The following is a 24,690-nucleotide window of genomic DNA, read 5'->3' on the forward strand; positions in this document are numbered from 1 at the left end:
CTGTCTCCCTTGAGTGTCACGCCGCCTTTTCAGGCGATCGGACGATTGCAGAACCGGTGGTCGTGAGAAGGCTGGCCTGCGCCGGGTCCCATGTGGCGAGAACGCGCTCGCCGACGGCGTAGCTGGCCGTGTCGAATTGGGTTTCCGTGATTTGGGCCGAGATTTCGGATCCGCCGTCGATGGCGATGACGACGCGAACATAGGTCCCCTGGTATTCGACCTCGCTGATGGTGCCCGCTGTCGATGGGCCGGTGACGGTCTCGCTCGGCGTTTTCAGCGCCAGCCGATCAACCCGAACGGCGAAGGTCTCGGCGCCCACGGCAACGACGTTGTGGCCGCCGATGAATCTTGCGGTGAACTCGGTCCGGGGGTGGTTGAAGATTTCACGCGGTGAGCCCTGCTGCTCGATCCGGCCGCCATTCATGAGAACCACTATGTCGGCCAGCGCCATCGCCTCGTCCTGACCATGCGTCACGTGGATGAATGTCATCCCAAGCTCGCGCTGCAGCTTTTTCAGTTCTGCTCTCATCCGCAGCCGCAGAAACGGATCGAGTGCCGAAAGCGGCTCGTCCAGGAGCAGGATCTGGGGAGAGGTGATCAGCGCGCGTGCGAGCGCCACGCGCTGCTGCTGGCCTCCGGAAAGCTGGCCCGGCAGCCGTGCCGCGTAAGCCTGCATATCGACGAGGTCCAGCAGCTTCCTGGCTTCGGCATGGCGCGCGGTTTTGGCGACGCCTTTCATTTTCAAGGCGAAGCCAACGTTGTCGATGACGGAGAGGTGCGGGAACAGGGCGTAGGACTGGAACATCATCGCCGTGCTTCGATCGGCGGGCGGCAGGTCCGTCACATTCTTCGGCCCGACAAGGATGTCGCCTGATGTCACCGATTCATGACCTGCCACCATGCGGAGCGTGGATGTCTTGCCGCAGCCGGACGGCCCGAGCAGGCAACAATAGGAGCCGGCGGGAATCTTGAGGTTGATGGCGTCTACGGCGGTGACGCCGCCGTACTTCTTCGTCAATTGCACCAGTTCGAGTGCCGCCGTCGTCGTCATCCGCACCATTCCGCATCGTCTTGCCGAGGTCCCTCGGCGACTTTGTCACCCAGGAACGCTAGCCATGGTGGGATGCAACAGGTGTGCCATAAATTGCGACAGACGCGACAAAAAGTGGGCAAGTCCCGCCGTTCGGCGAAGTCGACGGCTTGCTCCGATCAGGCAGGGAGGTCAGGTTTCGGCGCCACCGCGCCTCAGGCTTGCTCCAGACGTAAGCGATTGGGGTGGTGTTGAAAAACAGTCCTTTCGCAGTGCGATGTTGACGCCGTCATGGCCTTTCCGCACCCGGAAGCGACAGGAGCCGCTATGGCTTGCGATCTCCTGTCGTCAGCCTAGAGCGATGGGAGAGGAGGGGACGTGCGCACAAATCAGTCACGTTGTTCGCATTTTCATCAGACCGCTCTGTGGCCTCTGACAATTCGTCCCCCATGGCGAAGCGGCTTACCTGGTGCCGAACATTCTGTCCCCGGCATCACCCAGGCCCGGCACGATATAGCCGTGATCATTCAGTCTTTCGTCGATGGCAGCAGTCCAGATCGGGACGTCAGGACACTCGTCCTGAAATCGGGCAATCCCCTCCGGTGCCGCGAGCAGGCAGACGAACCTGATGTCTCGGGCGCCTCGCGATCTGAGCAGGCTGACCGCGGCGCAGGCCGAGTTTCCTGTGGCAAGCATCGGATCCAGCAGGATCACGATGCGGTCCGACACATCCTGTGGCGCTTTGAAGAAGTACTCCACGGCCTGAAGCGTTTCCGGATCGCGGTAGAGGCCGATATGCGCTACGCGCGCTGACGGAACGAGCGCCAGCATCCCGTCGAGAAATCCGACACCAGCCCGCAAGATCGGAGCGAGCGTGAGTTTCTTGCCCGCGATTTTGGGGGCCTTCATTGCGGCGACTGGCGTTTCGATGTCGACCATCTCCAAGGGCAAGTCGCGGGTGACCTCATAGCAGAGAAGCATTCCGATCTCGTTCAGGAGCTCGCGAAACCCCTTGGTGGAGCGATCCTTGGCGCGCATCAGCGAGAGCTTGTGCTGGACCAGGGGGTGGCTGACGAGGTTCACGCTTTGCTTGGTCATGAGATCGCTTGGTCCGGGTGGCGCACGTGGGACGTCGTGCAAGGAGCGTGCCCCATGCGGTTATTAGCCATCGCGCGCCGCATGTTCATGGGCGGGTAGACAGGGGCGGCTTGGCTGCGCGGGTCATGATCGCGTCGTAAACCATACGGCTAATGCCTCGCGCTGGTCCCGAAACGGTCGTTGTGTTCAGCCGCAATTCGGCCATACTGGAGAATCCTTCGATTGCTGGCAACCGGGCTCGGCTGGCAATCGACATCTATTGGTGTGTGACGATGACGCGTTCTAATCGAACCGATCACATTCGGATTACGTCCCATCCGGCGCCGGGTGCGAAGATCGATTTCCCGATTCACTGGGGAGCGGCCTCGGCGGTTGAACGCGGACCGGTGATCGGGACGGTGTCACGCCCCCAGCAGCGCAATGTCATCGGCACTCACAGCGGCTCCTATTCGATCTATCGGGCGCTGGCAGTCTCGTCGGGCGCACTTGATCCGATCCGGCGTCCGGACCTGACCAATACGCAACCTGCTGCCACGATCGGGCCGTTCCCGCAATGGATGGATCCGAACCGGATCGTCTCGCTCGATCCATGGGGGCACCTGGCGGCAGAGGCGTTCGCGAAAGAGATCGCCGAGGGCGTCGATATCCGTCCGAGCATTGCCATCACCCGCGCTCGGCTCGATTTGCCGGAATTGCAGGCCGCGATATCTGCCGGTCGGCTCAAGCGCGACGGTGCCGTCGTTCACGACAATGGAAGCGTCTCCGTGGTCAAGATCGCGATCGACCCGGTCTGGTATCTGCCGGGAATCGCAACGCGCTTCGCCACGACCGAAAGCAATCTGCGCCGGCAGTTGTTCGAGCAGACCGCCGGCATGTTTCCGGAATTGGTGACCCGGCCCGATCTTCATGTGTTCCTGCCGCCGATCGGCGGCACCACGGCCTATCTGTTCGGCGATGTCGCCAAATTGCCGGACCATCGCACCAGCATCACCTGCCGCGTGCATGACGAATGCAACGGCTCCGACGTGTTCGGCTCCGATATCTGCACCTGCCGCCCATATCTGCTGCATGGCATCGAGGAATGCGTGCGCGCCGGACAGACCGGCGGGCTCGGCATCATCATCTACAATCGAAAGGAAGGCCGCGCCCTCGGAGAGGTGACGAAATTCCTGGTCTACAATGCGCGCAAACGGCAGGCAGGCGGCGATGCTGCCGCCCAGTATTTCGAGCGCACCGAATGCGTTGCGGGTGTCCAGGATGCCCGCTTCCAGCAGTTGATGCCTGACGTCGTGCACTGGCTCGGACTGAAACGCATCGACCGCTTCGTTTCCATGAGCGACATGAAGTATGACGCACTGGTGAGCCAGGGCATCGACATCGTCGAGCGCGTGCCGATCCCCGACGATCTGGTGCCGGCGGATGCCCAGGTGGAGATCGTCGCCAAGAAGGCTGCCGGCTATTACTCAGCCGAGGAGACGACCCAGCGCGACTTCGTCGGCCGTTCGCTCGACAAGTACTGAGCGCGGCCGTGTCCTCCGTGAGTTCCGAGACGTCGGCAGCCTTGTCTTTGCTCAGTGCGGGGGCAGTGCGGGAGCGCGCGCACCGGCTTCTCGCGATCGGCCTCGAGGACCGGCTCCCGAGCTTCCGGATCCACCTCGACCGCATGGACTCGACGGCCGAACTGGTGGTGGAGACCACGCGGCAGGCGTATCCTTTGCTGGCTGTGCCGTTTCATTCGCGCTGGCGGCATTTTTCCCTGAACGGTGTCGATCGCTGGACCCGGCTCGCCGACCAGATCGCATGGCAGGAGCCCGCGGCGCGGGCTCGCGCCGAATTCGATCTGGCCATGGTCAGCGTCTTCCTCGACGCCGGCGCCGGACCGTCATGGCGTTACCGCGACCCTGTGACCGGATCGGCCATCGGCCGTTCGGAGGGACTGGGACTGGCCTCGCTTGCGATGTTCACCGCCGGCACATTCTCGTCGGATCCGCGGCAGCCGCTTCGAGCCGATGCCGACGCGCTCGCGGATCTTTCCGTTGAAGACCTCGCGCGCGGCATGCAGATATCGGATGCCAATCCGCTGGTCGGCATCGACGGCCGGGTGAATCTGCTGCGCAGCCTCGGCCGGCTGTTGGCCTCGAAGCCGGCGGTGTTCGGACGCTGCGATACGCCGCGGCCCGGCGGGCTGTTCGACCGGCTGGTATCGCTGGCCGAGGATCGCAGGCTTCCGGCCCCCACGATATTGTCGGAGTTGTTGAGGGAGCTCGGGCCGATCTGGCCGTCGCGGCTGGTGCTCGGCGAAGTCCCGCTCGGCGATTGCTGGAAACATCCCATGCTGACGACTGACGATGCGACCAGCCAGCTCATGCCGCTGCACAAGCTTTCGCAATGGCTGGCCTATTCGCTGATCGAGCCGCTGCAGAATGCCGGCATTGCCGTGACCGACATCGATGGGCTGACCGGCCTTGCCGAGTATCGAAACGGCGGCCTCTTCATCGACAATGGTGTGCTGACATTCCGTGACGAAGGCGATGCATACCGGGAGCACGATGTCGCGTCGCCGCTCGTCGTGGAGTGGCGCGGGCTCACGGTGGCGTTGCTCGACCGCGTCGCGGATGACGTGCGGCGCCGTCTCGGGCTCGATGCAAATGCGCTGCCGCTGGCGAAGATCCTCGAAGGAGGAACCTGGGCCGCAGGCCGGCGGCTGGCGCGCGAGCGCCGCGCCGACGCGTCGCCTCCGGTCAAGATTATCAGCGATGGCACGGTGTTCTAGGGCAGGGGCTTGGCATGGAAGGCGTCACGATCGTTGACCACCCGCTGGTGCAGCACAAGCTGACGCTGTTGCGCAGGAAAGACACTTCGACCAAGTCGTTTCGCGAGCTCCTCAAGGAGATCGGCATGCTGCTCTGTTACGAGGTGACCCGCGATCTGCCGCTGGCCGCGGTCGAAATCGAGACGCCGCTGGCGAAGATGAAGTCGCCGGAGATATCAGGCAAAAAACTGGTGTTCGCACCGGTGCTGCGCGCCGGCGTCACCTTCGCGGAAGGCATGCTCGATCTCGTGCCGACTGCGCGTGTCGCCCATATCGGCCTTTATCGCGAACCCGAAACATTCGTGGCCGTGGAGTATTTCTTCAAGGCCCCGAGCGATCTGCACGAGCGGCTCGTCATCGTGATTGCCCCGGTCCTGGCAACGGCAAACCTGTCCGTCGCGGCGGTGGACCGGCTGAAGGAGCGCGGTGCCAACGACATCCGGCTGGTCAGTCTGATCGCCTCTCCCGAAGGGGTCGAGCGCATCCGCGGTATCCATCCGGATGTTCCAATCTGGCTTGCCGCAATCGACGAAGGACTCGACGAGAACGCCTATATTCTGCCGGGCCTTGGTGATGCGGGTGACCGTGCCTACGGTACCCGATAGCTGAATCTGATGGCGCTGGCGGAAGCTGCCTGATCAATCATCTTCCTCGGATACGTCAGGCAGTTCTGCGAGCCGCGGTATGAACCGGACGGCGACGCCTGCCTCCTTCAGCATCGTGGCAGCAATCGCAAAATCCTGGGACCAATTGGAATTGGGCTGGTCAGGTTCATAGCCCACGACCTCGGAGATGCCCGATTGAATAATCGCTTTTGTGCATTCCACGCATGGAAACCAGGGAACGTAGATCGTACAGCCCTTGAGCGCCGTCCCGATGCGCGCAGCGTTGAAAATGGCGTTCTGCTCGGCGTGGCAGCTCCAGATGTATTTTGCGCCTGTTATGCGGGAGTGTCGCTCTTCCACCGCGTCGTTAACCCCGCGCGGCAAGCCATTATACCCCGTCGAACGTATCTCATTGTCGGGGCCGACCACGACGGCGCCCACGCGACGTCCCTTTTCAACGCTCCAGTGCGCCAGTTGATGCGCCAGAAGCATGAACCGCTCATCCCATTTCTTGTCTCGCAATTCGTCCGACCTCTTTAATATCTGCCTAGCATCAAATAGGCGCAAAAAAAGTCAATAGCCGGTTACCTGATGCCGTCCGCATCATTCCACACTCGTGCGCGGGAGAGGCTCGGCGACTCCGACCGCGCGCTTGGCTCAGTCCAGCAAACGGCTTGCCTGCCGAATTTCGCCCAGGAATGCCTTGGCCAGGCGCGACAAGGGCTCTGCCTCCGACCAAAGCATATAGGCGACGGCGAGTGTTTTCGGCGCAAAGGGGCGCACGACCAGGCCGTTGCCGCCGCCTTGGCGCGGGGAGAATGGGTCGACGACAGCCGCGCCGACGCCGGCGGCTGCGAGGACGCAGGCCGTATTGCAATAGCGTACCTCGACGGTCGGCTGGAACGGTGCGCCGGCTCTGGCAAAGCTGTCGCGCACGGCTTCACCGAGGCGCGTGCCGCGCTCAAGTCCGATGAAGGGCAATCCGACCAGATCGGTCGCGGAGATGATCGGCTGTTCGGCCAGGGGATGTTGCGGCGGCAGCACGCAGACCATCTCGCCGGAATGAACCACCTCGTGCGCGATGCCCGGATGATGCGTCAGACCGAGTGCGAAACCGAGCTCGGCAACGCGGCTGAGCACGCCCTCGATAATGCCTTCGTAGCGGCGGACGTCGAAAAACACCCGCGTCTCGGGACGCCGCCGCAAGAAACCCGACAAGGCCGGTGGAATGACGCTGTAGGCGAGCGGCGGGGTGGCCACGATCGAGAGATGTCCCGATCGGTTCTCCCTCAGGTCGCGCACCCGGTTTTCGAGCTTGGCATGCAGCGCGAAGATCGCCTCGCTCTCCTTGTAGAGCGCCATCGCTTCGGCTGTCGGAAACAGCCGGTTGTTGACGCGCTCGAACAGTGCAAAGCCGGCCTGGGCTTCCATCGTCTTCAGCGCATTGCTCACCGCAGGCTGCGACAGCGCCAGTTCGTCCGCCGCCGCGACCGTGGTCCGGTGGCGAATGACGGCACGCAGGATCTCCAGCTGGCGCAGGTTCATATAATCCCAGATTATATTCTTGGCCAAAACATCATAGCGCGATGAATTGATTTTGTCGCCCGGCTTTTGTGTAATGGCGCCGGATTTGCACGCTGGATCAACGGGTTCATTCGCCCATTGAGACGGCACTGCGCACATGATGGAGGCAGGTCTTGGTTCGTATCCTTCGTGCCGCCGCGGCCCAGATGGGGCCGACGCAAAAGGCCGACACGCGCGCGCATACGCTTGGCCGGATGCTCAGGCTTCTCGAGGAGGCGGCCGGCCGCGGCGCCACCCTCGTGGTGTTTCCGGAACTTGCCTTCACCACCTTCTTTCCGCGCTGGCTGCTCGAGGGCGAGGCGCTCGACCGGTATTTCGAGCATGGCATGCCGAACCCCGCCGTCGCGCCGCTATTCGATCGGGCGCGCGCGCTGCGCGTCGGCTTCTATGTCGGCTATGCCGAGCTGACGGCGGATGGCCGCCGCTACAATTGTGCGATCCTGGTCGACCGCGACGGCGACATCGTCGGCCGCTATCGCAAGGTGCACCTGCCGGGCTCTGTCGAACCGCGGCCGGGCGCGCGCTATCAGCAGCTCGAGAAGCGCTATTTCGAATATGGCGACCTCGGCTTTCCCGCCTTCCGCGCCGGCCTGGCCTGGGAGCATGCCATCATGGGCATGATGATCTGCAACGATCGCCGCTGGCCGGAGTCCTGGCGCGTGCTCGGCCTTCAGGGCGTCGAGCTCGTCTGCATCGGTTATAACTCGGCCGCCTACGATCCGAACGGCGGCACGACGGAAGACGCCGCGCTCCGCACCTTCCATTCGACCCTCGTCACGCAGGCCAACGCCTACATGAACGCGACCTGGGCAATCTCGGTCGCAAAAGCGGGTGAGGAGGACGGCTCCGGGTTGATTGGCGGCTCCTGCATCGTCGATCCCAACGGTCGCATCGTCGCGCAGGCCGAGACACTGGCCGACGAAGTGGTCGTCGCAGACGTCGACCTCGATCTCTGCCGCCAAGGCAAGGACAAGATGTTCAATTTCGCCGCCCATCGGCGGCCGGAGCAATACAGGGTCATCACCGAACGGGCAGGCGTCATCGAGCCTGCCATTCTCGATGCGGACTGACATCAAGCGCCGGTCACGGCGTTGGGGAAAGGAGCCGACATGACACGCCTCCCGCTTATTCTCGGACTTGCAGCGCTTGCGGCTGCCACCTCCGCACAGGCGGCCGAACTTCCGGCCGAGATCAAGCAGGCGGGCACGTTGCGGCTTACGGTCAACTCCACCTATGCGCCGATGGAATATCGCGATCCGGCAACCAGCGAGCTCGTTGGGCTCGATATTGATCTGGCAGGCGAACTCGCCAAGCGGCTCGGGGGCCTCAAGATCACCTGGAGCGAAACGCCGTTCGCCGAACTGATCCCCTCGCTTCAGACCAAGCGCGCCGATTTCATCATTTCCGGCATTTCGGACCGCGCCTCGCGGCGAGAGACCGCCGATTTCGTCGACTATCTCACCACCGGTCCGCAATTCTTCGTCATGGCTGAGAGCGAGGCCAAGGCGGCCACCGACCTCTGCGGCAAGAAGGTCGGCACCACGCGCAGCACGAGCTTCCCGGTCGAGATCGAGAAGTGGAGCAAGCAGAACTGCGAGGCGGCCGGCAAGCCTGCGATCCAGTATGTCCCCGGCGAGAACTCGATCGACGTCCGCAACCAGCTCAAGCAAGGCCGCATCGACGCGGCCGTGCAGGGCAGCGAGACACTGCCTTACGCGCAATCGCAGGAGACCGGCAAATACCGCGTCGTCGGCGAGCCCTTTGCCAAGGGCTATCAGGGCATCATGTTCCGCAAGGACGACACGGCGCTGCGCGAGGTGGTGACCGAAAAGCTCACCGCCATGATCGCCGATGGTTCCTACAAGGCGATTCTCGACAAATGGGGACTGGGCGCGAACGCCGTCGCCGAGCCCCTGATGAATGCGGCTCCGCAATGAAGGCGGCGCCCGCACTCGCCGAAGGCTTTCCCGATCTGTCGGGGATGCGACTGGCGCGCGAGCCGCACTGGTTCCGCTGGTTCGGCGCGGCGCTGATCGTCCTGGTGCTCGCCGCGATCGCTCGCGCTTTTGCCGGCGGCCAGATCGAATGGTCCTATGTCAGCCGCTTCCTCACTGCCAAGGTCATCCTCGAAGGCATCGTCAATACGATGGTGATGGCCGTGCTGGCCATGTTGCTCGGCATTGTCCTTGGCGTGGTCGCCGCGATCATGAGGCTGTCGCCCAATCCCGTGCTGAGATCGGTCGCAGCCGGCTATACCTGGCTGTTCCGCGGCACACCACTGATCCTGCAACTGCTGCTGTGGTTCAATCTCGCGCTGGTGTTTCCGACCATCGGCGTCCCCGGTCTCGGGAGCGCCCGCGCCGTCGACGTCATGACGCCGTTTCTCGCTGCGCTGCTCGGGCTCGGCATCAACCAGGGCGCCTACACGTCCGAGGTGATGCGCGCCGGCATGCTTTCGGTCGACATCGGGCAATATGAGGCAGCCCAGGCGATCGGCATGGGTCGGCTGCGCGCGCTGTGGCGCATCATCCTGCCGCAGGCCATGCGGGTGGTGATCCCGCCGATCGGCAACGAGTTCATCGGTCTCGTCAAGGCAACATCGCTCGCCAGCGTGATCCAGTATCCGGAGGTGCTGCACAACGCCGAAAACATCTACTACGCCAATTCGCGTGTGATCGAACTCCTGATCGTCGCCGGCTTCTGGTATTTGCTCGTGGTGTCGGTCCTGACGCCATTGCAGATGCTGCTTGAGCGACGCTTTGCCCGTGGCACAATGCGGGTGGCCCGATGACAAGACCCCTCGTCGCGATCCGGTCCGTCTGCAAGAACTTCGGAGAGTTTCAGGCTCTCAAGAGCGTCTCGCTGGACGTCTGGCCCGGCGAGGTGATGTGCCTGATCGGCGCGTCAGGCTCGGGCAAGACCACGCTGCTCCGCTGCGTCAATCAGCTTACCGCGATCGACAGCGGCGGCATCTGGCTCGACGGCGACCTGTTGGGCGTGCGCGAGCAGGGCGGGCGCCTGCATCGTCTCTCCGAGCGGCAGATCGCCCGGCAGCGCCTCAAGACCGGCATGGTGTTCCAGCGCTTCAACCTGTTTCCGCACAAGACCGCGCTCGAGAACATCGTCGAAGGTCCGGCGCAGGTGCAGGGCCGTCCGCTTGACCAGGTTCGCGCCGAGGCGATCGAGCTGCTCAGGCGCGTCGGGTTGGCAGCCAAGGCCGAGTCCTATCCGGCGCAGCTCTCCGGCGGCCAGCAGCAGCGGGTAGCCATCGCGCGGGCGCTTGCAATGAAGCCGATGCTGATGTTGTTCGATGAGCCGACCAGCGCACTCGATCCCGAGCTCGTCGGCGAAGTGCTTGCGGTCATGAAGGAACTCGCGCAAAGCGGCATGACCATGATGGTGGTGACGCATGAGCTCGGCTTCGCACGCGAGGTCGCGGACCGTGTCGTCTACATGGACCAGGGCTCGATCGTCGAATCCGGGCAGGCTTCGGACGTGCTCGGCGCACCGCGCGAGGCGCGCACCAGGGCGTTTCTGTCGGCGGTGATTTGAATGGGGGCATTTGGATGATCAGGCTCTTGGTTGCAACGGCGCTCTTGTGTGCCGCGACCGCCTCGGTGGGGGCGATCGAGCTGCCGGCGGAGATCGCCAAACGCGGCAGCATCAAGGTCGCGATCGTGCCGAACTATCCGCCGTTGGAATTTCGCGATCCTGCGACAAGCGCGCTGTCCGGTTTCGACATCGATCTCGGCGAGGCACTCGGCCGCAAGCTCGGCGTCAAGTTCGAATGGCAGGAAACCAGCTTCGACCAGTTCATGCCGTCGATCGCGACGGGCCGCGTTGACGCCATCCTGTCCGGCATGACCGACTATGCGAGCCGGCACGAAGCGGCAAGTTTCGTCGATTATTTGCGCAGCGGGCCGCATTTCTTCGTGCAGCAATCGCGAGGGGCTGCGTTCAAGGATGCGGTCGCGCTCTGCGGCAAGAAGGTCGGCGCCAGCCGCCGCACCGCGTTCCCCGCGCAGGTCGCCGCGTGGAGCGAAGCGCATTGCAGTAGCAATCCGGTCCAGTTCGTCGGCACGGACGGTTCAGCCGACGCCCGCACGCAGCTCAAGCAGGGGCGCATCGACGCCGCCGTTCAGGGCAGCGAGACGCTGCCCTACATCGTGGATCTCGAGCCCGGCGCCTACACGCCAGTCGGCGAGACCTTCTCGCCCGGGTTCACGGGGATTGCACTGCCCGTGAAAGAGAAGGCGCTGCAGCAGGCGATGGTGGAGGCGCTCGACGCGCTGATCGCGGACGGCACCTATCGCACCCTGCTTGCCAAGTGGAAATTGAACGACAACGGAATAGAAAAGGCGACCATCAATGCTGGACAGTAAGGCACTTGCAAGCATCCCGCTCGTTCCGGCCAACACTGCGGATCCTGCACCGGACTATCCCTGGCCCAAGCCATATACGTCGGCGATGTTCCTGTCCTTCGACGTGGACGCGGAAAGCGCGTGGACCAGCAAGGACGCTGTCCACGCGCAACGCCTGATCACGATGAGCTATGGCGGCTATGAAGCACGGGTCGGCACGCCGAAACTGCTGGAGCTGCTCGAGCAACTCGATCTCAAGGCGACGTTCTTCGTCACCGGCTGGTCGGTCGATGCGCACCCGGCGATGGCCGAGTCGATTCTCAAGGCTGGCCACGAGATCGGTCATCACGGCTACCATCATCTTCTGCCCGATCCCGGTGATCCCTGGATCGAGGAGGAACTGGAGCGCGGCTTCCAGGCGCTGAAGCGGCGGCTCGGCGTCAAGCCGATCGGCTATCGCGCGCCTTATGGGGAGTTCACCGAGGAGCTGCGCGCCGCGTTGGTGCGTCACGGCATCGTCTATACGTCCTCGTTCCGCGACGACGTACGGCCGTATCGCCACCGTCTCGCCGACGGCAAGCCGGGCACGATCGAACTGCCGGTGACCGCGAGCTATGACGACTGGATGCACGGCCTCTCGGCCCGCTTCAGCCCGCGGTCGATCTTTCCCAAGGAGCATGTGCTCTCGATCTGGAAGGACGAGCTCGACGAAGTCAGGGACTGGGGCGCGATGGTGACGACGGTACTGCATCCGCAATGCAGCGGCCGTCCCATGCGACTTCGCCTGTTGCGCGAATTCCTGACCTACGCAAGATCCTGTCCGGACCTCTGGATCACCACCGGCGAGGCGATCGCCGGTAACTTCCAGCGCCACGAGGCCACTGATCGCTGAGCCGAGCATGACCCGCCGACGCATCCTGACCATCAATCCGAACTCCTCCGCAGCGGTTACCGCGGCGATCGACGAGGCTGCTGCGCCGCTCAGGATATCAGGCGGTCCGGAGATTGACGTGGTGGGCCTCGCCGAAGGCCCGCCCAGCATCATCTCGCAGCGCGATGCCGACAGCGTCGTCATGCCGCTCCTGGGCCGTGTCGCGCGCGAAAATGCGGACGCCTTCGTGATCGCCTGCTTCAGCGATCCCGGCCTGCATGCAGTCCGGGAGGCGGCCGGCGGCCGCCCGGTCATGGGCATCGCCGAATGGGGCATTCTGCGCGCGCTGACGCTGGGCGAGCGCTTCGGCATCATTGCGCTGTCGCCGCAAAGCATTCGCCGACAGCAACGCATGGTGCGGCAGATGAGTGTCGACGGCCGCTATGCGGGGAGCTGGTCAGTGGGCGCCAGCGCAGCGGAGACGGCGGGAGCCGATATCCGCCAGCGCCTGATCGAGGCGGGCAGGGCGCTGGTCACGCAACGCGGCGCCGATGTCGTCGTGATGGGCTGCGCGGGCATGGCTTCGCATCGTGCGCCGATCGAGGCGGCGATCGGGGTACCCGTGGTGGAGCCGGCGCAGCAGGCGATCGCCGCTGCGATCGGTGCTGTTCTGTTGAGAGCTTGAAAGGCGGACGATGCACTTTGATCTACTGATCCGGAACGGCACCTGCGTGACTCCCTGGGGCGAGGAAGCCGCCACCATTGGCGTCTCGGACGGCACCATCAAGACGCTGTCGGCGAGCTCGGCCGACACTGCCGATCAGGTGGTCGACGCCAGCGGCCTTCACGTCCTGCCCGGCCTGATCGACAGCCATGTTCATCTGCGCGACCCCGGCGATCCGGCAGTGGAGACGCTTGGTACCGGCACGCGCGCCGCCGTGCTCGGCGGCATTGCGACATTGTTCGACATGCCCAACACCAATCCGCCGATCGTCGATCAGGAGCGGCTCGACTGGAAGCGCGGCTTTGCCGAGGAACAGAGCTGGTGCGACATCGGTCTCTATATCGCCGGCGCCAAGACCAATATCGGCGAGCTCGCGCATCTCGAAAGCGAGCCCGGCGTATGCGCGATCAAGGTGTTTGCAGGTTCGTCCACGGCCTCGCTGCTGGTTGAGGACGACGAGCATCTGGAACGGGTGATGCGGGCCGGCCGCCGCCGCATCGCCTTCCACAGCGAGGACGAATACCGCCTCCAGGCGCGCAAGCCGATGTTCCAGCGCGGAATGCCGCATCGCTCGCACATGGAGTGGCGCGACGAGGAATGCGCCTTTCTCGGCACGCGCCGGCTGATGGCCCTCGCCCGCAAGACCGGCCGGCCCGCGCACATCCTTCACGTCTCCACGGCCCAGGAACTGACCTATCTGCGCGATCATCGCGATGTTGCGACCGTTGAGGTGCTGGTCAATCACCTGACCCAGGTCGCGCCGGATTGCTACGACAACCTCAAGGGTTTCGGCGTGATGAACCCGCCGATCCGCGGTCCGCGTCACCAGGAAGCGAGCTGGGCTGCGGTGCGCGACGGCATCGTCGACACCGTGGGCAGCGACCACGCGCCGCATTCACGCGCCGCCAAGGAGCTGCCCTGGCCCGATTGTCCGGCCGGCCTGACCGGCGTGCAGACGCTGGTCCCCGTGATGGTCGATCATGTCAATGCCGGCCGCCTGTCGCTGTCGCGCCTTGTCGATCTCCTGGCGGCCGGACCCGCGCGCGTCTACGGCCTCGTCGGCAAGGGACGGCTCGCCGCCGGCTACGATGCTGATTTCACGCTGGTCGACATGAAGGCGAAACGCACCATCGAAGAGTCCTGGATCGTCTCACCCTGCGGCTGGACACCGTTCGCCGGCAAGAAGATCACGGGATGGCCGGTTGCCACCATCGTGCGCGGACAAGCCGTCATGCGTGACGACGAGGTGCTGGGCGTACCGATCGGCCGTCTTGCCCGTTTCGCGTCCTAGGAGTTTCGTTCGATGCCGGTCTCTCGCCGCTCCCTGCTCAAGGCCGTCGCTGCCGCGCCGGCGCTATCGCTGGGGGGGATCCTGCGCGCCGAGGAGCAGACCACGCTCCGCTTCATCCCCGTGATCGATCTCGCTTTCCTCGACCCGATCTATTCGAGCGCGCAGGTTTCGCGCAATCACGGCTTCATGGTCTACGATACGCTCTATGGGATGAGCTCCTCGCTCCAGGTCTCGCCGCAGATGGTTTCGGGCCATGTCATCTCCAATGATGGGCTCACGTGGGACCTCACGTTGCGCGATGGCCTGTTCTGGCACGACGGCGAACGCGTTCTCGCGCGCGATTGCGTCGCGAGCATCCGGCGTTGGGCGGCGCGTGACGGTTTTGGCGGCGAGCTGGCGGCGGCGACCGACGAACTGCGCGCCGCCGACGACCGCACCATCCGCTTCCGCCTCAAGCGACCGTTTCCGCTCCTCCCGCAGGCGCTCGGCAAGGCCGCGATCAACGCCGCCTTCATGATGCCCGAGCGGCTGGCGAGCCAGGATCCGCTAAAGCCGCTGACGGAAGTGATCGGCAGCGGCCCGTTCCGTTATCTCGCCGACGAGCGCGTGCAGGGCGCGCGCAACGCCTATGCCCGGTTCGATCGCTATCAGCCTTGTTCCGAAGGCAAGCCGGACTGGACCGCCGGTCCGAAGATCGTGCACTACGACCGCGTGGTCTGGACCACCACACCGGACGCCGGCACCGGCGTCGCCGCGCTCCAGACCGGTGAGCAGGACTGGCAGGAGACGACGCCGCACGACCTGTTGCCGGTGATCAAGGCCGCCGGCGACATCGAAACCCGGGTTCTCGACCCGCGCGGCTATGCGTGCATGCTGCGCCTCAATCACCTTCAGCCGCCGTTCGACAATCCCGCCATTCGCCGCGCGCTGCTCGGTGCGATCGATCAATCCAGCTTCATGACGGCGGTGGCGGGCACCGATCCGGCCTATCAAGTGTCGCCGATCGGCTTCTTCGCCCCTGGCACGCCGATGGCGAGCGACGTCGGCCTCGAGGTCTTCCGCGGTCCGCGCGACTACGCGAAGGTCAGGGCCGACCTGAAGGCCGCGGGCTACAATGGCGAGAAGATCGTGCTGCTGGTGCCCACCAATTCGCTGGCGCAGCGGCCGCTTGGCGAGATCGCCGCCGACACGCTGCGGAGAGCCGGCATGAACGTCGAGTATGCCGGGCTGGACTTCGCCGTCGTACTGCAACGTCAGCTCAAGAAGGATCCGATTGGGCAGGGCGGCTGGAGCGCCGCCGTCGGCAACTGGCAGGGGATCGACTGGCTCAATCCGGCCGCCAATACCAATCTCCGTGGCGAAGGCAAGGTCGCCGGCTGGTATGCGAGCGAGAAGATGGGCGGCTTGCGCAGCCGGTGGCTGGCCGCCTCCGACCTCGCCGAGCAACAGCGTGTCTGCCGCGAGATCCAGGCGCTGGCATTCGCGGAGATTCCCTATCTTCCCATTGGCCTGTACAAGCAGCCGACCGCCTATCGCAAAAGCATCACCGGCATCCTCGACGGCACTGCCGTATTCTGGAACGTAAGACCCGCATGAGCACGATCGCGATCTTCGGAAGCTATGTGTTGGCGCGCAAGGACGGTGCGCAGGATGTTCTGCGCGACCACTGGGTCCTGGTCGAGGGCAAGAGAATTGCGGCAGTCACGCGTGACAGGCCGTCCGCAGATCGGGTCCATGACAAGCCGGGCCGCTTCATCCTGCCGGGCCTCCTGAACCTCCACAACCATTGCTTCAGTGAGGCGGTGGCGCGCAGCCACACCGAGGACGGCAACGGCCGCCGCAACAACCAGAGCATCGTCTACACCGTGCTCCTGCCATTGACCAAGCGCGGCGCAGACCTGCTGTCGGCGGAGGAACGCCTCGCCATCGCGCGGCTCGGCATCCTCCAGCTCCTCAAGGGCGGTGCCACCACGGTGATGGAGCCGTTCCGTAACTCAATCCCGGAGATGTTCGACGCGGCGGAGGAGATGGGCATTCGCTTCTACGGCGCGCCCTATCTGTTCTCGACGTCGGATGCCAAGGCCGGTCCCGATGGCGTGGTCCGCTACGCTGGCGATGACGGGGCGGCCGACATGGCGACCTGGGAAGCGCTCTATCAACGCTGGAACGGCCGCGGCGACGGCCGCATTGGCCTCGCCATGAGCCCGCACGCGACCGACACCTGCGGGCCGGATCTGTTGAAGGCTTGCGCGGCGCGTGCGCGCGAGCTCGGCGTTCCCGTCACCACCCACCTGGCGCAGAGCCGCGCCGAGGTCGAGACCATCGGCAAGCGCTACGGTGGCCGGACGCCGGCGGAATATCTCGACTGGCTCGGCTTGCTTGCCCCCGATCTCCTGGCCGCTCACTGCATCGCCAGCACGGACGACGATCTGAAGCTGATGGCATCGCGCGGTGCGACCGTGCTGAATTGTCCGCGTGTATTTGCGCGCGCCGGTGTAACCGCGGCGTTCAGTCGCTTCGCAGGGCAGGGGGTCCGCACCGTGGTCGGCACCGACGGCTACAATATGGACCTGCTCGGCGAGCTCAACGCCGCTTCAATCATCTCGAAGACGTCTTCGCAGCGCGCCGATGTTGCGAACTCCCCGGAATTGATCGAGTCGATCACCGCAACCGCGGCCTGCGTCATCAGGCGTCCCGATCTTGGCACGGTCGCGCCAGGAGCGACCGCCGATCTCACCGTCGTCGACTTGACCCATCCGCACCTTCAGCCGCTCTACGATCCCAGGCGAGCACTCGTTGCGCTGGCCAACCGGGCTAACATCGACAAGACGATCGTCGACGGAATTGTGCTCATCGACGAGGGCCGCTACGTCAACGGCGACGAAGCAGCGATTACATCGGCCGGTGCGGCTGCGATCCGGAAGATCTGGGACCTGCCAGAAGCACAGGCGGCCTTTAGCGGCTGACAGGGCAAGCGGGCGCGATGCAGGCTCCGCTTGCGCACTAAAAGGGGCTCAGAACGCATTCTGAAAGCGTTCAGTCCGGCCCGCCTTAGTTGGCGCCGCTCGCCCGGCGGATGATCCGATAGGTGGGGTTTTTTTCAAGCGCCTCAGTCTGATGAGCGAGGCGCCTCCAGCGATCAGCGGCCGCGTGAAGGTCGGTCCGCTTGGATTGGTCAGAAACCCAACCGGCTCTCGCTTCATAGGTGTCTGCCAGCTGCCGCATCTCGGACGGTGACATGCCTCCAATATCTACCAAGGAAGGTAGCCCGGCAATCACATGCGTTTGGAATTACCCCCGAAGTCCTGAGGGTACCGGGTCTCGGATCTGGCCGCTTCAAACCGGGGCAGAAGCCGTAGGGCATCCATGTTCGCCCGAACGACATCATACCAGGCCAGGTTCATCTCACCTAGCCGCTTCGCTTCCGCGATAGCCCGGTCGGCACGCGCGAGAAGTGTCGCTGTGTCCTGTACCATGCGGCGCAAGCTAACACGGGATGGCCGTTGGTGGCGGCCGCGGCGTTTCCCGATGAAGAGTGATTGCACCGGCCGTTGGCCCTGGACGGTCATGGCGACGGCTTGAACGAGCGCAGTTTGTGACCTAAAACCGACCCTCGCAGAGCCAAAAGTTGATCGATTTCCCAATGTCCCATGGGCAAGTTTGCGTTGATCGGACATGGACGATGAACCGACCATCGAAAGTCTGAGGCGGCAGCTGTTCGAAGCTGAGACCGCAATCAGCGAGCGGGACGATCTGCAGCGAACGCTGACGGACGAACTGCGCACCATGACGCGGATGCACGGACTTGCCGATCGGCTGCTCGCGATCTCGGACCTGTCAACCGGATTGAACGAGGTGCTCGACGCAGCACTGGGCGTCTTCGACAGCGTTCGCGGCACCGTTCAGATCCTCGACCCTGAAGCCGGCACCCTGTCCTACGCGGCGTCGCGGGGCTTTGACGAGAAGGCGCTTGCCGCCGTGCCGCCGATCGATCGGGACTTCCACTCCACTTGCGCCGTCTGCATCCGGACCGGCGGACGAGTAGTGGCCGGAGACATCGCCTCGGATCCTCGCTGGGCAGACCATGCGTCTACGGCCGCCGAGCTTGGCTATGGTGCGGCGTTGAGCTCGCCGTTGAAAACCCGGCGAGACGAACTCCTGGGGGTCATGACCGTTCACTTCAACGATCCCTACACACCCAGCGACCGCGAATTGCGATGGGCGGACTTGTTTGCGCAATCGGCAGCCCATCTCGTTGAACGCGCCCTCGCTGAGGCCGCACTGCGGAGAAGCCGCGAGCAGGAGATTCTCATTCACGAGCTCCAGCACCGCACCCGAAACCTGCTGACGGTGATTTCGGGCGTTGCCGACCAGACCTTGGCCGCCAGCCGGTCGTTGGAGGAGTTCGCGCCTCGTTTCGAGGAGCGGTTGGCGGCGCTTGGGCGCGTGCAGGGTCTCCTGTCACGCGATATTGAGCCGAACGTCACTGTAGAGGATTTGATCCGGTTGGAGCTTACCGCTCGCGGGCTCGACCTGCGCGGCGAGGTCGTCCTGCTGGAAGGACCGAAGCAGCCGCTGCCGCCGGCCGCCATTCAACTGCTTGCGCTCGCCGTTCACGAACTCCTGACGAACGCCGTGAAACACGGGTCTCTGCGACGGCCTGAGGGGCGCTTGAAGATCAGTTGGGGCAGCGTCGCGAACGTGGACCGGGAGAGGCTTCGCCTGGATTGGCATGAATCGGGGGCGGCATTGACCGCAGACGCATCGACCAGGGGCTTTGGTCTGGAGCTTTTGGAATCGCTACTGCCTTTTGAGCTCGACGCAAGGACTACAGTTGATTTCACGAGGGACGGTGTGCACGTTTCCGTCGATCTGCCGCTCTAGTCTTTATTGCGGATAATACGACTTTCCATGATCAGGTTTCGACTGGCATTAACCGCATCGGACCTCCGGCGATCCCCAAGGGAAAGCGTCTGCGACGGCGTGACGTCCAAACGCCGCGGGCCGGCCTTGATCGCGGCCCGGACCGCATTGACGACGTCGGTCGAAGCAAACGGCTTTTGCATGAGCGGCCATGCGCGCCAAGGCTCGGGCAAGGCCTTCAGATCATAGCCCGTAAGAAACAGAAGCGGGACTTGACGGGCGACGAGCGCCTCGGCCACGCCAAAAACAAGTTCGCCGCGGAGATCGACGTCCAGCACGGCGGCATCGATCCAGCTCACAGTGGCGATCGCGTTGATTGCAGATGCGACGGTCGCCACCGGACCAACTATCTCGGCTCCTGCCGAAGCCACGATCAGCGACAATTTGGCGGCAATGACGCTCGAATCCTCGACAATCAAAACTCGTCGCATTGCAAGAGGCAGATGGTCGGCGCGACGGTGGGATTGGCTCATGAAGAACTCCGGACTAAGCGCCCCGTCTTCGTAAAACGGTATCCTAGCTCATTCCTGCCCGCGCTTCCGGTATTTTTGCGATGGAACCTTCGCAATGAGCGGTTTCGCCTGTCCAACACGTCGAACGACCTGGAGGCAGTACATCGTGCAATAGCACGCGAATATCTGGTGGAGGCCCCGCTAATACTCAAAGATGGTGCCGCTATGAGCGGTTTTACAGGCCGCAAATCGTAAGAGCCATTTCCGGCAGAAGAGACGCAATAACAGTCCGCCCGATAATGTCCGCTGTTGGCCGATTCCATCGACACAGGGCGGTCTTCAAGCCGCCGCGCTGGCACAGACCGCTCGAACTTGGGCAAGCCGCTTGATTGCGTATTCGTCGTCCCAGCAGACGGCGGCTTCCCATGCGGCTGACGCTTGCGCGGCGATGTCATGCGCGCAGCCGTCGAGACCGGCGGCGTTGTGGGGCAGCACCAGGTCGAGGTCGGGGACGTCGACGTGCGACTCGTCCCAGTCGATCAGCGCAACCCGATCGGCGGTCATGCGGATGTTGCGCGGGTTGGGGTCGCCGTGAACAACGCAGGTCTGACGCCCGACGAGCCGGGCCCAGGCTGCCCGGCATCGAGCGACGCCCTCGGTCGGCATCGCGCCGAGGTCGATCCTCGTGCCCGTGTCGGCATACAGCAGGTCGGTCGACGATCGCCAACCTGGGCGCTGCGGCCAGCCCTGCGTCAGCCGATGCAGCCGGCGGAGCGTCTCGCCTACGCGACGCCAGTCGGCCTCGGTCTCGGGCCGCCCGCCCTCCACATGTGTCATCACCAGGAGACCGTCTGCGAATAGCCGGCCGTCGATCGTCGGGACCGGCACCGGCACGGTCTGGCCTTCGCGGTCAAGGTGTTGGAGGAGTTCGATCTCCCACGCGAGATCAGCATCGCTTCTCGTACCGAGACGACCGACCGCGAGTTGTCCGCGGACGCGCACGCTCCATACGTCGTTGGCGACCCCGCCAGCGAGCCTTTCGATGCGAGCTGCGTCTTCACCCCACTGCCCGAGTGCCTCCCATCCCGCCAGCGACATCAAAGGCACTCCTCGCCGAGCCGGCCGGCAAGAGATCATACAGGCGAATGTCACCTGTTGTCCCGAAGCGACTGAATGCCGATGGGCAGAGCATATCCGTTCTATCCTGGCAGCTCAGGTCCTGGCAGCTCAGATCCCGGCAGCTCAGACATCAACGTTTTCGGGCAATCGCGAGCGCGTCGTCACCTTCGATGCCGCACGTCTTGCATCAGAGCATGACCGAAGTGGTGTTGGGCGATGCGTCGCCGACGATCGACAAGGCCGGCTGGAGACGCGCGAGCTTCGGTGCCGTCTCCCGTGCGACCAGCACGGCGACCACGGTCATCGATGCGATCAGGATCATCAGCAACGAGACCGGCCAGGTCGCGCCGCCGGTGAATCCCACGACCGCGGTGGCGGCCAGCGGAACCAGCCCGCCTCCGATTGGTGCAGCGATCTGGTATCCAAGTGACGCGCCGCTGTAGCGGAGGTTCGACGGGAACATCTCGCTGAGGAAGCTTGCCTGGACGCCATACATGATACCATGCCCGACCGACATGCCGATCACGAAAGCCAGCACCACCACGGCTGGATCACGCGTGGCGAGTGCCCAGAAAACCGGGAACGAAAGCAGGATCGCGGCAACGCAGCCGAGAAGATAGATCGGACGCCGGCCGACGCGGTCCGAGAGTGCGCCAAACAGCGGGATGGTAATCAGCTCCACCGCCGCTCCGAGCGCGATGGCGCCAAGAGCCAGACCGCGAGGCAGTGCCAGCGTCGTGACGGCGTAGTTCAGCCCGAAGATGGTCAACACGTAGATCCAGGAAATCTCGGTGATGCGCGCGCCGAGCCCGATGAGAATGTCCTTCGGATGGCGCAATACGGCCTCCCAAACCGGCATGCGCGCGACCTTGCCTTCGCGCACGACGCGCTTGAAATCCGGGGTTTCGTCGATCCGGAGCCTGATGAAGGTTCCGATCGCCACCAGTGCCGCACTTGCGACGAACGGGATTCTCCAGCCCCAGGACATGAATTGCTGATCGTCGAGATAGCCCAGCGCAAAGAACGAGGCGGTGCCGAGGCTCATGCCCAGCGGAAAACCAATCTGAACCAGGCTGCCATAGAAGCCGCGCTTGTTGGGTGGCGAATGTTCGGTGGCGATCAGCACGGCGCCGCCCCATTCCCCGCCGACGGCCAATCCCTGCACCAGGCGGCACGCGACCAGCAGGATAGGAGCCGCGATACCGATGCTGGAATAAGTCGGAAGCAGGCCGATCAGGGTCGTTGCGAGCCCCATGCTCACCAGCGTCAGGATCAACGGCGCCTTCCGGCCCATACGGTCGCCGAAATGGCTGATGATGATGGCTCCGATCGGCCGGGCGAAGAAGCCGACGCCGATGGTGCTGATCGATATCAGCTTTCCAACCAGCGGATCCTCGGTCGGGAAAAACAGCTTGTTGAGAACGAGCGACGCCGCCGTCGCGTAGATCAGGAAGTCGTACCACTCGATGGTGGTGCCGATGGCGCTTGCCGCCACGATCGTTCGGATCGACCTTGGGTCGCTGCTTATGGTCGGACGCGAGTCCATTTCACAACCTCCAGCATGTCACGATGGCGCCGGCCGTGTGACGAGGTCGGCCCGACGTCCCGACCCAACGCCCGTCAGAACGGGTGCGGATCATCGCCTATTGCGAACTCCTGATGGTCGTGCTCGGCGAGCGAACCTGTCCAGCGATCAAAAGGATTCGATCCTGAAGGGCGGGAGCCCAGAGGTGGTAACCCGGAGGTGGTGCAATGGCCCCTAGCGAGAAGCGAAAAGGCGGCCTCTCGGCCGCCCTGCAGCCATTCTCGCTCATCACTCCATGGACCCCGAGTCTGCTTGTGGCCTTGGCGACCGTTGGCGCAGCAGGGCAGACGTCCGAAGTCGAGGTGAGACCAGAAGTCACCCGCAAACGATCGAGCCGACGCTGATGACCCGCTCCGGGCCCCGGCCGGATCGAAATCGCGCAGCGCGGCAGTCGCCTGCCAAACCGTGGTGTGCTATCGTCATCCTGGCGAACCCGTCCCCAGCAGACGTCGGTTCACACAAGTTCGTACGTGCCCCGTGGAGATGCCGAGATTTTCTTGCCAGGGTTCGACCATGAACGGCGTCCAGGCGAGTGAAACGGAAGCACTGTTCTCCGTATTGCGTCAGTCGGCCGACGGCGATGCGGTGACCGCCATCGAGGCGTTGGTCCGCGAAGGGCCCGACCGCGCGCTCAACCGGGTGAACGTTCTGGATTTCGCTGTCAAAAACCGGCTGGACGAGGAACGGGCTATTGCGGCGTTCCTCCACGCGGCCCGCGTCGGCCTGTTCGATTTGTCCTGGAACGTCCTCTGCCCAGGGTGTGGCGGCGTGCTCGACGCCAACACGTCGCTCAAGACGGTCCACACCCATGACTACAACTGTGCGCTGTGTGGCGCCGGCTACCAGGCGACCCTCGATGAAATGGTCGAGGTTTCCTTCACAGTGAACCCGCGCATTCGGCGGATCGCCGCACACGACCCCCAGGCGCTGCCGATGTGGGAATATCAGCGGCAGATCTTTTTTGGCACCGGCATCGATCTGCCCGACAAATTTGAGCAAATCATCGATGAGATCGTTATCGACTCGATCGAACTGCCGCCGGGTGAAAGAGCATCACTTTCGCTGCAACTGCCTTCCGAGTTTGTCATCGTATTCGATCCGGTTACGCATGCGGCGCAGTTCCTCGACGTCAAGGGCGAACCGACGCGAGAGCGCCAGAACCTCACGGTCGTTTTCAACAAGGTCCGCGCCCAGAGCGCGACGCTTCAGATGCGTCCCGGACCTTTGAGGCTGGCGCTGGAAAACCGAACCGATGTGCGCGTCCTGCCGGCGGTGTGTGTCGCCGGCGAGGCGCTCCATCACCTGCTCGGCAAGCGCCGTCCGTTCCTCACCGCCAACCGCCTGCTCACGAACCAGACGTTCCGGGACATCTACCGTACCGATACGCTCGACGTCGACCAGCGGCTGAAAATCACCAGTCTCACCTTTCTGTTTACCGATCTCAAGGGCTCGACCGAACTCTATGAGAGGGTCGGCGATCTCGTTGCGTACGATATGGTGCGAGCGCATTTCCGCATCCTCCACGAGATCATCGCCGCCGAAGCCGGTGCGGTCGTGAAGACCATCGGTGATGCCGTGATGGCCACGTTTCCTACCCCGGATCGGGCGATCGCGGCCGCACTGCGCATGCGCGACGCGATGTCCAGCATCAAGCACGGCGATCGCGATTTGCTGCTCAAGATCGGAATCCACGAGGGACCATGCCTCGCGGTCATGGTGAACGATCGGCAGGACTATTTCGGTCAGACGGTGAACATCGCCTCGCGTGTTCAGGGCCTTGCCGTCTCGCGCTCGATTTTCGCGACCGGGCCGGTTGTCGAGCATCCCGGTTCCTCGTCAATCCTCAAGACCAGCAGCCTCGAGCCGGTGCGGCAGCGCGCATCGCTGCGCGGTATCACGGACGAACTGGTGGTGTACGAGATTCCATAGCAGAAGCGTGAACTCAAGGCTTCCGGGACGCCGGGGCTCCTTAAAACCGGTTCAATCAGGCCACGCTTCTCGCTGCTTCGCTCGTTGAGCACGCGATAGATGAAGGTGTTCACTTGGCCAAGCGGACCTTGCCGCACTCTCCCGGAGTAAGACAAGATCCTGATTTCGATCACCGGGTAGGCGCACTGCAACAGGCTCCCGAGCGCCGAAAATCCACCAGACGGTCTTGCTGCCAGGCAAAGGATTTTGAATGATGATCCAAATCAACGGAATGGCCCACGTCATCCTCACCGTCTCTGATTTTTC

Annotated in this window: 22 protein-coding genes; 15 read left to right on the forward strand and 7 right to left on the reverse strand. The window is 63.8% G+C overall.

Features of this window, described 5'->3' with window-relative positions; translation table 11 throughout:
• Window positions 1–16: 16 nt before the first annotated feature.
• On the reverse strand, window positions 17–1,051 hold the full coding sequence (locus JQ586_RS35650; RefSeq protein ID WP_212399320.1) for an ABC transporter ATP-binding protein: 1,035 nt from the start codon (window positions 1,049–1,051) through the stop codon (window positions 17–19).
• 441 nt (window positions 1,052–1,492) lie between these two features.
• The gene (gene upp / locus JQ586_RS35655) at window positions 1,493–2,128 is read right to left on the reverse strand and encodes a uracil phosphoribosyltransferase (protein WP_212399321.1); all 636 of its coding nucleotides are present in this window, start codon (window positions 2,126–2,128) and stop codon (window positions 1,493–1,495) included.
• A 272-nt stretch (window positions 2,129–2,400) separates the two neighbouring features.
• On the opposite strand from upp (JQ586_RS35655), the gene JQ586_RS35660 reads away from it, so the two are divergent.
• From JQ586_RS35660 to upp (JQ586_RS35670), 3 genes are read left to right on the forward strand one after another with little or no spacing between them, the layout of a single operon-like run.
• The gene (locus JQ586_RS35660) at window positions 2,401–3,648 is read left to right on the forward strand and encodes a GTP cyclohydrolase II (RefSeq protein ID WP_212399322.1); all 1,248 of its coding nucleotides are present in this window, start codon (window positions 2,401–2,403) and stop codon (window positions 3,646–3,648) included.
• 41 nt (window positions 3,649–3,689) lie between these two features.
• On the forward strand, window positions 3,690–4,901 hold the full coding sequence (locus tag JQ586_RS35665) for a URC4/urg3 family protein (protein ID WP_249148572.1): 1,212 nt from the start codon (window positions 3,690–3,692) through the stop codon (window positions 4,899–4,901).
• Window positions 4,902–4,915: 14 nt separating this feature from the next.
• Entirely contained in the window at window positions 4,916–5,545 is a 630-nt protein-coding gene (gene upp, locus JQ586_RS35670) for a uracil phosphoribosyltransferase (RefSeq protein WP_212399323.1), read from the forward strand.
• A gap of 33 nt (window positions 5,546–5,578) precedes the next feature.
• Here upp (JQ586_RS35670) and JQ586_RS35675 read toward each other — a convergent pair whose 3' ends face one another.
• Both JQ586_RS35675 and JQ586_RS35680 read right to left on the reverse strand, forming a co-directional pair.
• The gene (locus tag JQ586_RS35675) at window positions 5,579–6,067 is read right to left on the reverse strand and encodes a dCMP deaminase family protein (protein ID WP_249148573.1); all 489 of its coding nucleotides are present in this window, start codon (window positions 6,065–6,067) and stop codon (window positions 5,579–5,581) included.
• A 135-nt stretch (window positions 6,068–6,202) separates the two neighbouring features.
• A complete protein-coding gene (locus tag JQ586_RS35680; RefSeq protein WP_212399324.1) occupies window positions 6,203–7,090 on the reverse strand; it encodes a LysR family transcriptional regulator in 888 nt (295 codons plus the stop codon).
• Between the two features lie 152 nt (window positions 7,091–7,242).
• Here JQ586_RS35680 and JQ586_RS35685 point away from each other — a divergent pair, with 152 nt between their 5' ends.
• From JQ586_RS35685 to JQ586_RS35735, 11 genes are all read left to right on the forward strand, one after another.
• On the forward strand, window positions 7,243–8,199 hold the full coding sequence (locus JQ586_RS35685) for an N-carbamoyl-D-amino-acid hydrolase (protein WP_212399325.1): 957 nt from the start codon (window positions 7,243–7,245) through the stop codon (window positions 8,197–8,199).
• A gap of 39 nt (window positions 8,200–8,238) precedes the next feature.
• Window positions 8,239–9,066, forward strand: a complete 828-nt coding sequence (locus JQ586_RS35690; protein ID WP_212399326.1) for an ABC transporter substrate-binding protein — start codon at window positions 8,239–8,241, stop codon at window positions 9,064–9,066.
• Window positions 9,063–9,920 (forward strand): amino acid ABC transporter permease, encoded by an 858-nt coding sequence (locus tag JQ586_RS35695; RefSeq protein ID WP_212399327.1) that lies wholly within the window; start codon window positions 9,063–9,065, stop codon window positions 9,918–9,920. The genes JQ586_RS35690 and JQ586_RS35695 overlap by 4 nt, the downstream gene beginning before the upstream one ends.
• On the forward strand, window positions 9,917–10,681 hold the full coding sequence (locus JQ586_RS35700) for an amino acid ABC transporter ATP-binding protein (RefSeq protein ID WP_212399328.1): 765 nt from the start codon (window positions 9,917–9,919) through the stop codon (window positions 10,679–10,681). The genes JQ586_RS35695 and JQ586_RS35700 overlap by 4 nt, the downstream gene beginning before the upstream one ends.
• Before the next feature lie 14 nt (window positions 10,682–10,695).
• Window positions 10,696–11,511, forward strand: coding sequence for an ABC transporter substrate-binding protein (locus JQ586_RS35705; protein WP_212399329.1), 816 nt, complete (start codon window positions 10,696–10,698; stop codon window positions 11,509–11,511).
• Complete coding sequence (locus JQ586_RS35710; RefSeq protein ID WP_212399330.1) at window positions 11,498–12,382, forward strand: polysaccharide deacetylase; 885 nt, start codon at window positions 11,498–11,500, stop codon at window positions 12,380–12,382. Before JQ586_RS35705 ends, JQ586_RS35710 begins: the two co-directional genes overlap by 14 nt.
• A 7-nt stretch (window positions 12,383–12,389) precedes the next feature.
• Window positions 12,390–13,046: an aspartate/glutamate racemase family protein gene (locus JQ586_RS35715; RefSeq protein WP_212399331.1), complete on the forward strand. Its 657-nt coding sequence runs from the start codon at window positions 12,390–12,392 to the stop codon at window positions 13,044–13,046.
• A gap of 10 nt (window positions 13,047–13,056) precedes the next feature.
• Window positions 13,057–14,376 (forward strand): dihydroorotase, encoded by a 1,320-nt coding sequence (locus tag JQ586_RS35720; RefSeq protein ID WP_212399332.1) that lies wholly within the window; start codon window positions 13,057–13,059, stop codon window positions 14,374–14,376.
• 12 nt (window positions 14,377–14,388) lie between these two features.
• Window positions 14,389–15,972, forward strand: coding sequence for an ABC transporter substrate-binding protein (locus JQ586_RS35725; protein WP_212399333.1), 1,584 nt, complete (start codon window positions 14,389–14,391; stop codon window positions 15,970–15,972).
• Window positions 15,969–17,342, forward strand: coding sequence for an amidohydrolase family protein (locus tag JQ586_RS35730; protein ID WP_212399334.1), 1,374 nt, complete (start codon window positions 15,969–15,971; stop codon window positions 17,340–17,342). Before JQ586_RS35725 ends, JQ586_RS35730 begins: the two co-directional genes overlap by 4 nt.
• Before the next feature lie 709 nt (window positions 17,343–18,051).
• Window positions 18,052–19,260 (forward strand): HWE histidine kinase domain-containing protein, encoded by a 1,209-nt coding sequence (locus tag JQ586_RS35735; RefSeq protein WP_212399335.1) that lies wholly within the window; start codon window positions 18,052–18,054, stop codon window positions 19,258–19,260.
• On the opposite strand, the gene JQ586_RS35740 is transcribed toward JQ586_RS35735, so the two are convergent.
• From JQ586_RS35740 to JQ586_RS35750, 3 genes are all read right to left on the reverse strand, one after another.
• Window positions 19,257–19,772: a response regulator gene (locus JQ586_RS35740; protein WP_212399336.1), complete on the reverse strand. Its 516-nt coding sequence runs from the start codon at window positions 19,770–19,772 to the stop codon at window positions 19,257–19,259. The two genes, JQ586_RS35735 and JQ586_RS35740, sit on opposite strands and share 4 nt — an antisense overlap.
• Window positions 19,773–20,090: 318 nt before the next feature.
• Entirely contained in the window at window positions 20,091–20,849 is a 759-nt protein-coding gene (locus JQ586_RS35745; RefSeq protein ID WP_212399337.1) for a phosphotransferase, read from the reverse strand.
• 208 nt (window positions 20,850–21,057) lie between these two features.
• Window positions 21,058–22,416 carry an MFS transporter gene (locus tag JQ586_RS35750; RefSeq protein WP_212399338.1) on the reverse strand — a complete coding sequence of 453 codons (1,359 nt, stop codon included), beginning with the start codon at window positions 22,414–22,416 and terminating at the stop codon, window positions 21,058–21,060.
• A 552-nt stretch (window positions 22,417–22,968) separates the two neighbouring features.
• On the opposite strand from JQ586_RS35750, the gene JQ586_RS35755 reads away from it, so the two are divergent.
• On the forward strand, window positions 22,969–24,384 hold the full coding sequence (locus JQ586_RS35755; RefSeq protein ID WP_212399339.1) for an adenylate/guanylate cyclase domain-containing protein: 1,416 nt from the start codon (window positions 22,969–22,971) through the stop codon (window positions 24,382–24,384).
• The last annotated feature ends 306 nt before the right edge of the window (window positions 24,385–24,690 follow it).

The sequence above is a fragment of the Bradyrhizobium jicamae genome (assembly GCF_018130215.1).
Taxonomy (GTDB): Bacteria; Pseudomonadota; Alphaproteobacteria; order Rhizobiales; family Xanthobacteraceae; genus Bradyrhizobium; species Bradyrhizobium jicamae_A.

What these genes read in the sequence shown, in the direction of transcription:
- JQ586_RS35650 (WP_212399320.1), bottom strand. Translation starts at nt 1,051, where the DNA reads ATGACGACGACGGCGGCACTCGAACTGGTGCAATTGACGAAGAAGTAC.
- upp (WP_212399321.1), bottom strand. Translation starts at nt 2,128, where the DNA reads ATGACCAAGCAAAGCGTGAACCTCGTCAGCCACCCCCTGGTCCAGCAC.
- JQ586_RS35660 (WP_212399322.1), top strand. Translation starts at nt 2,401, where the DNA reads ATGACGCGTTCTAATCGAACCGATCACATTCGGATTACGTCCCATCCG.
- upp (WP_212399323.1), top strand. Translation starts at nt 4,916, where the DNA reads ATGGAAGGCGTCACGATCGTTGACCACCCGCTGGTGCAGCACAAGCTG.
- JQ586_RS35680 (WP_212399324.1), bottom strand. Translation starts at nt 7,090, where the DNA reads ATGAACCTGCGCCAGCTGGAGATCCTGCGTGCCGTCATTCGCCACCGG.
- JQ586_RS35690 (WP_212399326.1), top strand. Translation starts at nt 8,239, where the DNA reads ATGACACGCCTCCCGCTTATTCTCGGACTTGCAGCGCTTGCGGCTGCC.
- JQ586_RS35695 (WP_212399327.1), top strand. Translation starts at nt 9,063, where the DNA reads ATGAAGGCGGCGCCCGCACTCGCCGAAGGCTTTCCCGATCTGTCGGGG.
- JQ586_RS35700 (WP_212399328.1), top strand. Translation starts at nt 9,917, where the DNA reads ATGACAAGACCCCTCGTCGCGATCCGGTCCGTCTGCAAGAACTTCGGA.
- JQ586_RS35705 (WP_212399329.1), top strand. Translation starts at nt 10,696, where the DNA reads ATGATCAGGCTCTTGGTTGCAACGGCGCTCTTGTGTGCCGCGACCGCC.
- JQ586_RS35710 (WP_212399330.1), top strand. Translation starts at nt 11,498, where the DNA reads ATGCTGGACAGTAAGGCACTTGCAAGCATCCCGCTCGTTCCGGCCAAC.
- JQ586_RS35715 (WP_212399331.1), top strand. Translation starts at nt 12,390, where the DNA reads ATGACCCGCCGACGCATCCTGACCATCAATCCGAACTCCTCCGCAGCG.
- JQ586_RS35720 (WP_212399332.1), top strand. Translation starts at nt 13,057, where the DNA reads ATGCACTTTGATCTACTGATCCGGAACGGCACCTGCGTGACTCCCTGG.
- JQ586_RS35725 (WP_212399333.1), top strand. Translation starts at nt 14,389, where the DNA reads ATGCCGGTCTCTCGCCGCTCCCTGCTCAAGGCCGTCGCTGCCGCGCCG.
- JQ586_RS35730 (WP_212399334.1), top strand. Translation starts at nt 15,969, where the DNA reads ATGAGCACGATCGCGATCTTCGGAAGCTATGTGTTGGCGCGCAAGGAC.
- JQ586_RS35735 (WP_212399335.1), top strand. Translation starts at nt 18,052, where the DNA reads ATGGACGATGAACCGACCATCGAAAGTCTGAGGCGGCAGCTGTTCGAA.
- JQ586_RS35740 (WP_212399336.1), bottom strand. Translation starts at nt 19,772, where the DNA reads ATGAGCCAATCCCACCGTCGCGCCGACCATCTGCCTCTTGCAATGCGA.
- JQ586_RS35745 (WP_212399337.1), bottom strand. Translation starts at nt 20,849, where the DNA reads ATGTCGCTGGCGGGATGGGAGGCACTCGGGCAGTGGGGTGAAGACGCA.
- JQ586_RS35750 (WP_212399338.1), bottom strand. Translation starts at nt 22,416, where the DNA reads ATGGACTCGCGTCCGACCATAAGCAGCGACCCAAGGTCGATCCGAACG.
- JQ586_RS35755 (WP_212399339.1), top strand. Translation starts at nt 22,969, where the DNA reads ATGAACGGCGTCCAGGCGAGTGAAACGGAAGCACTGTTCTCCGTATTG.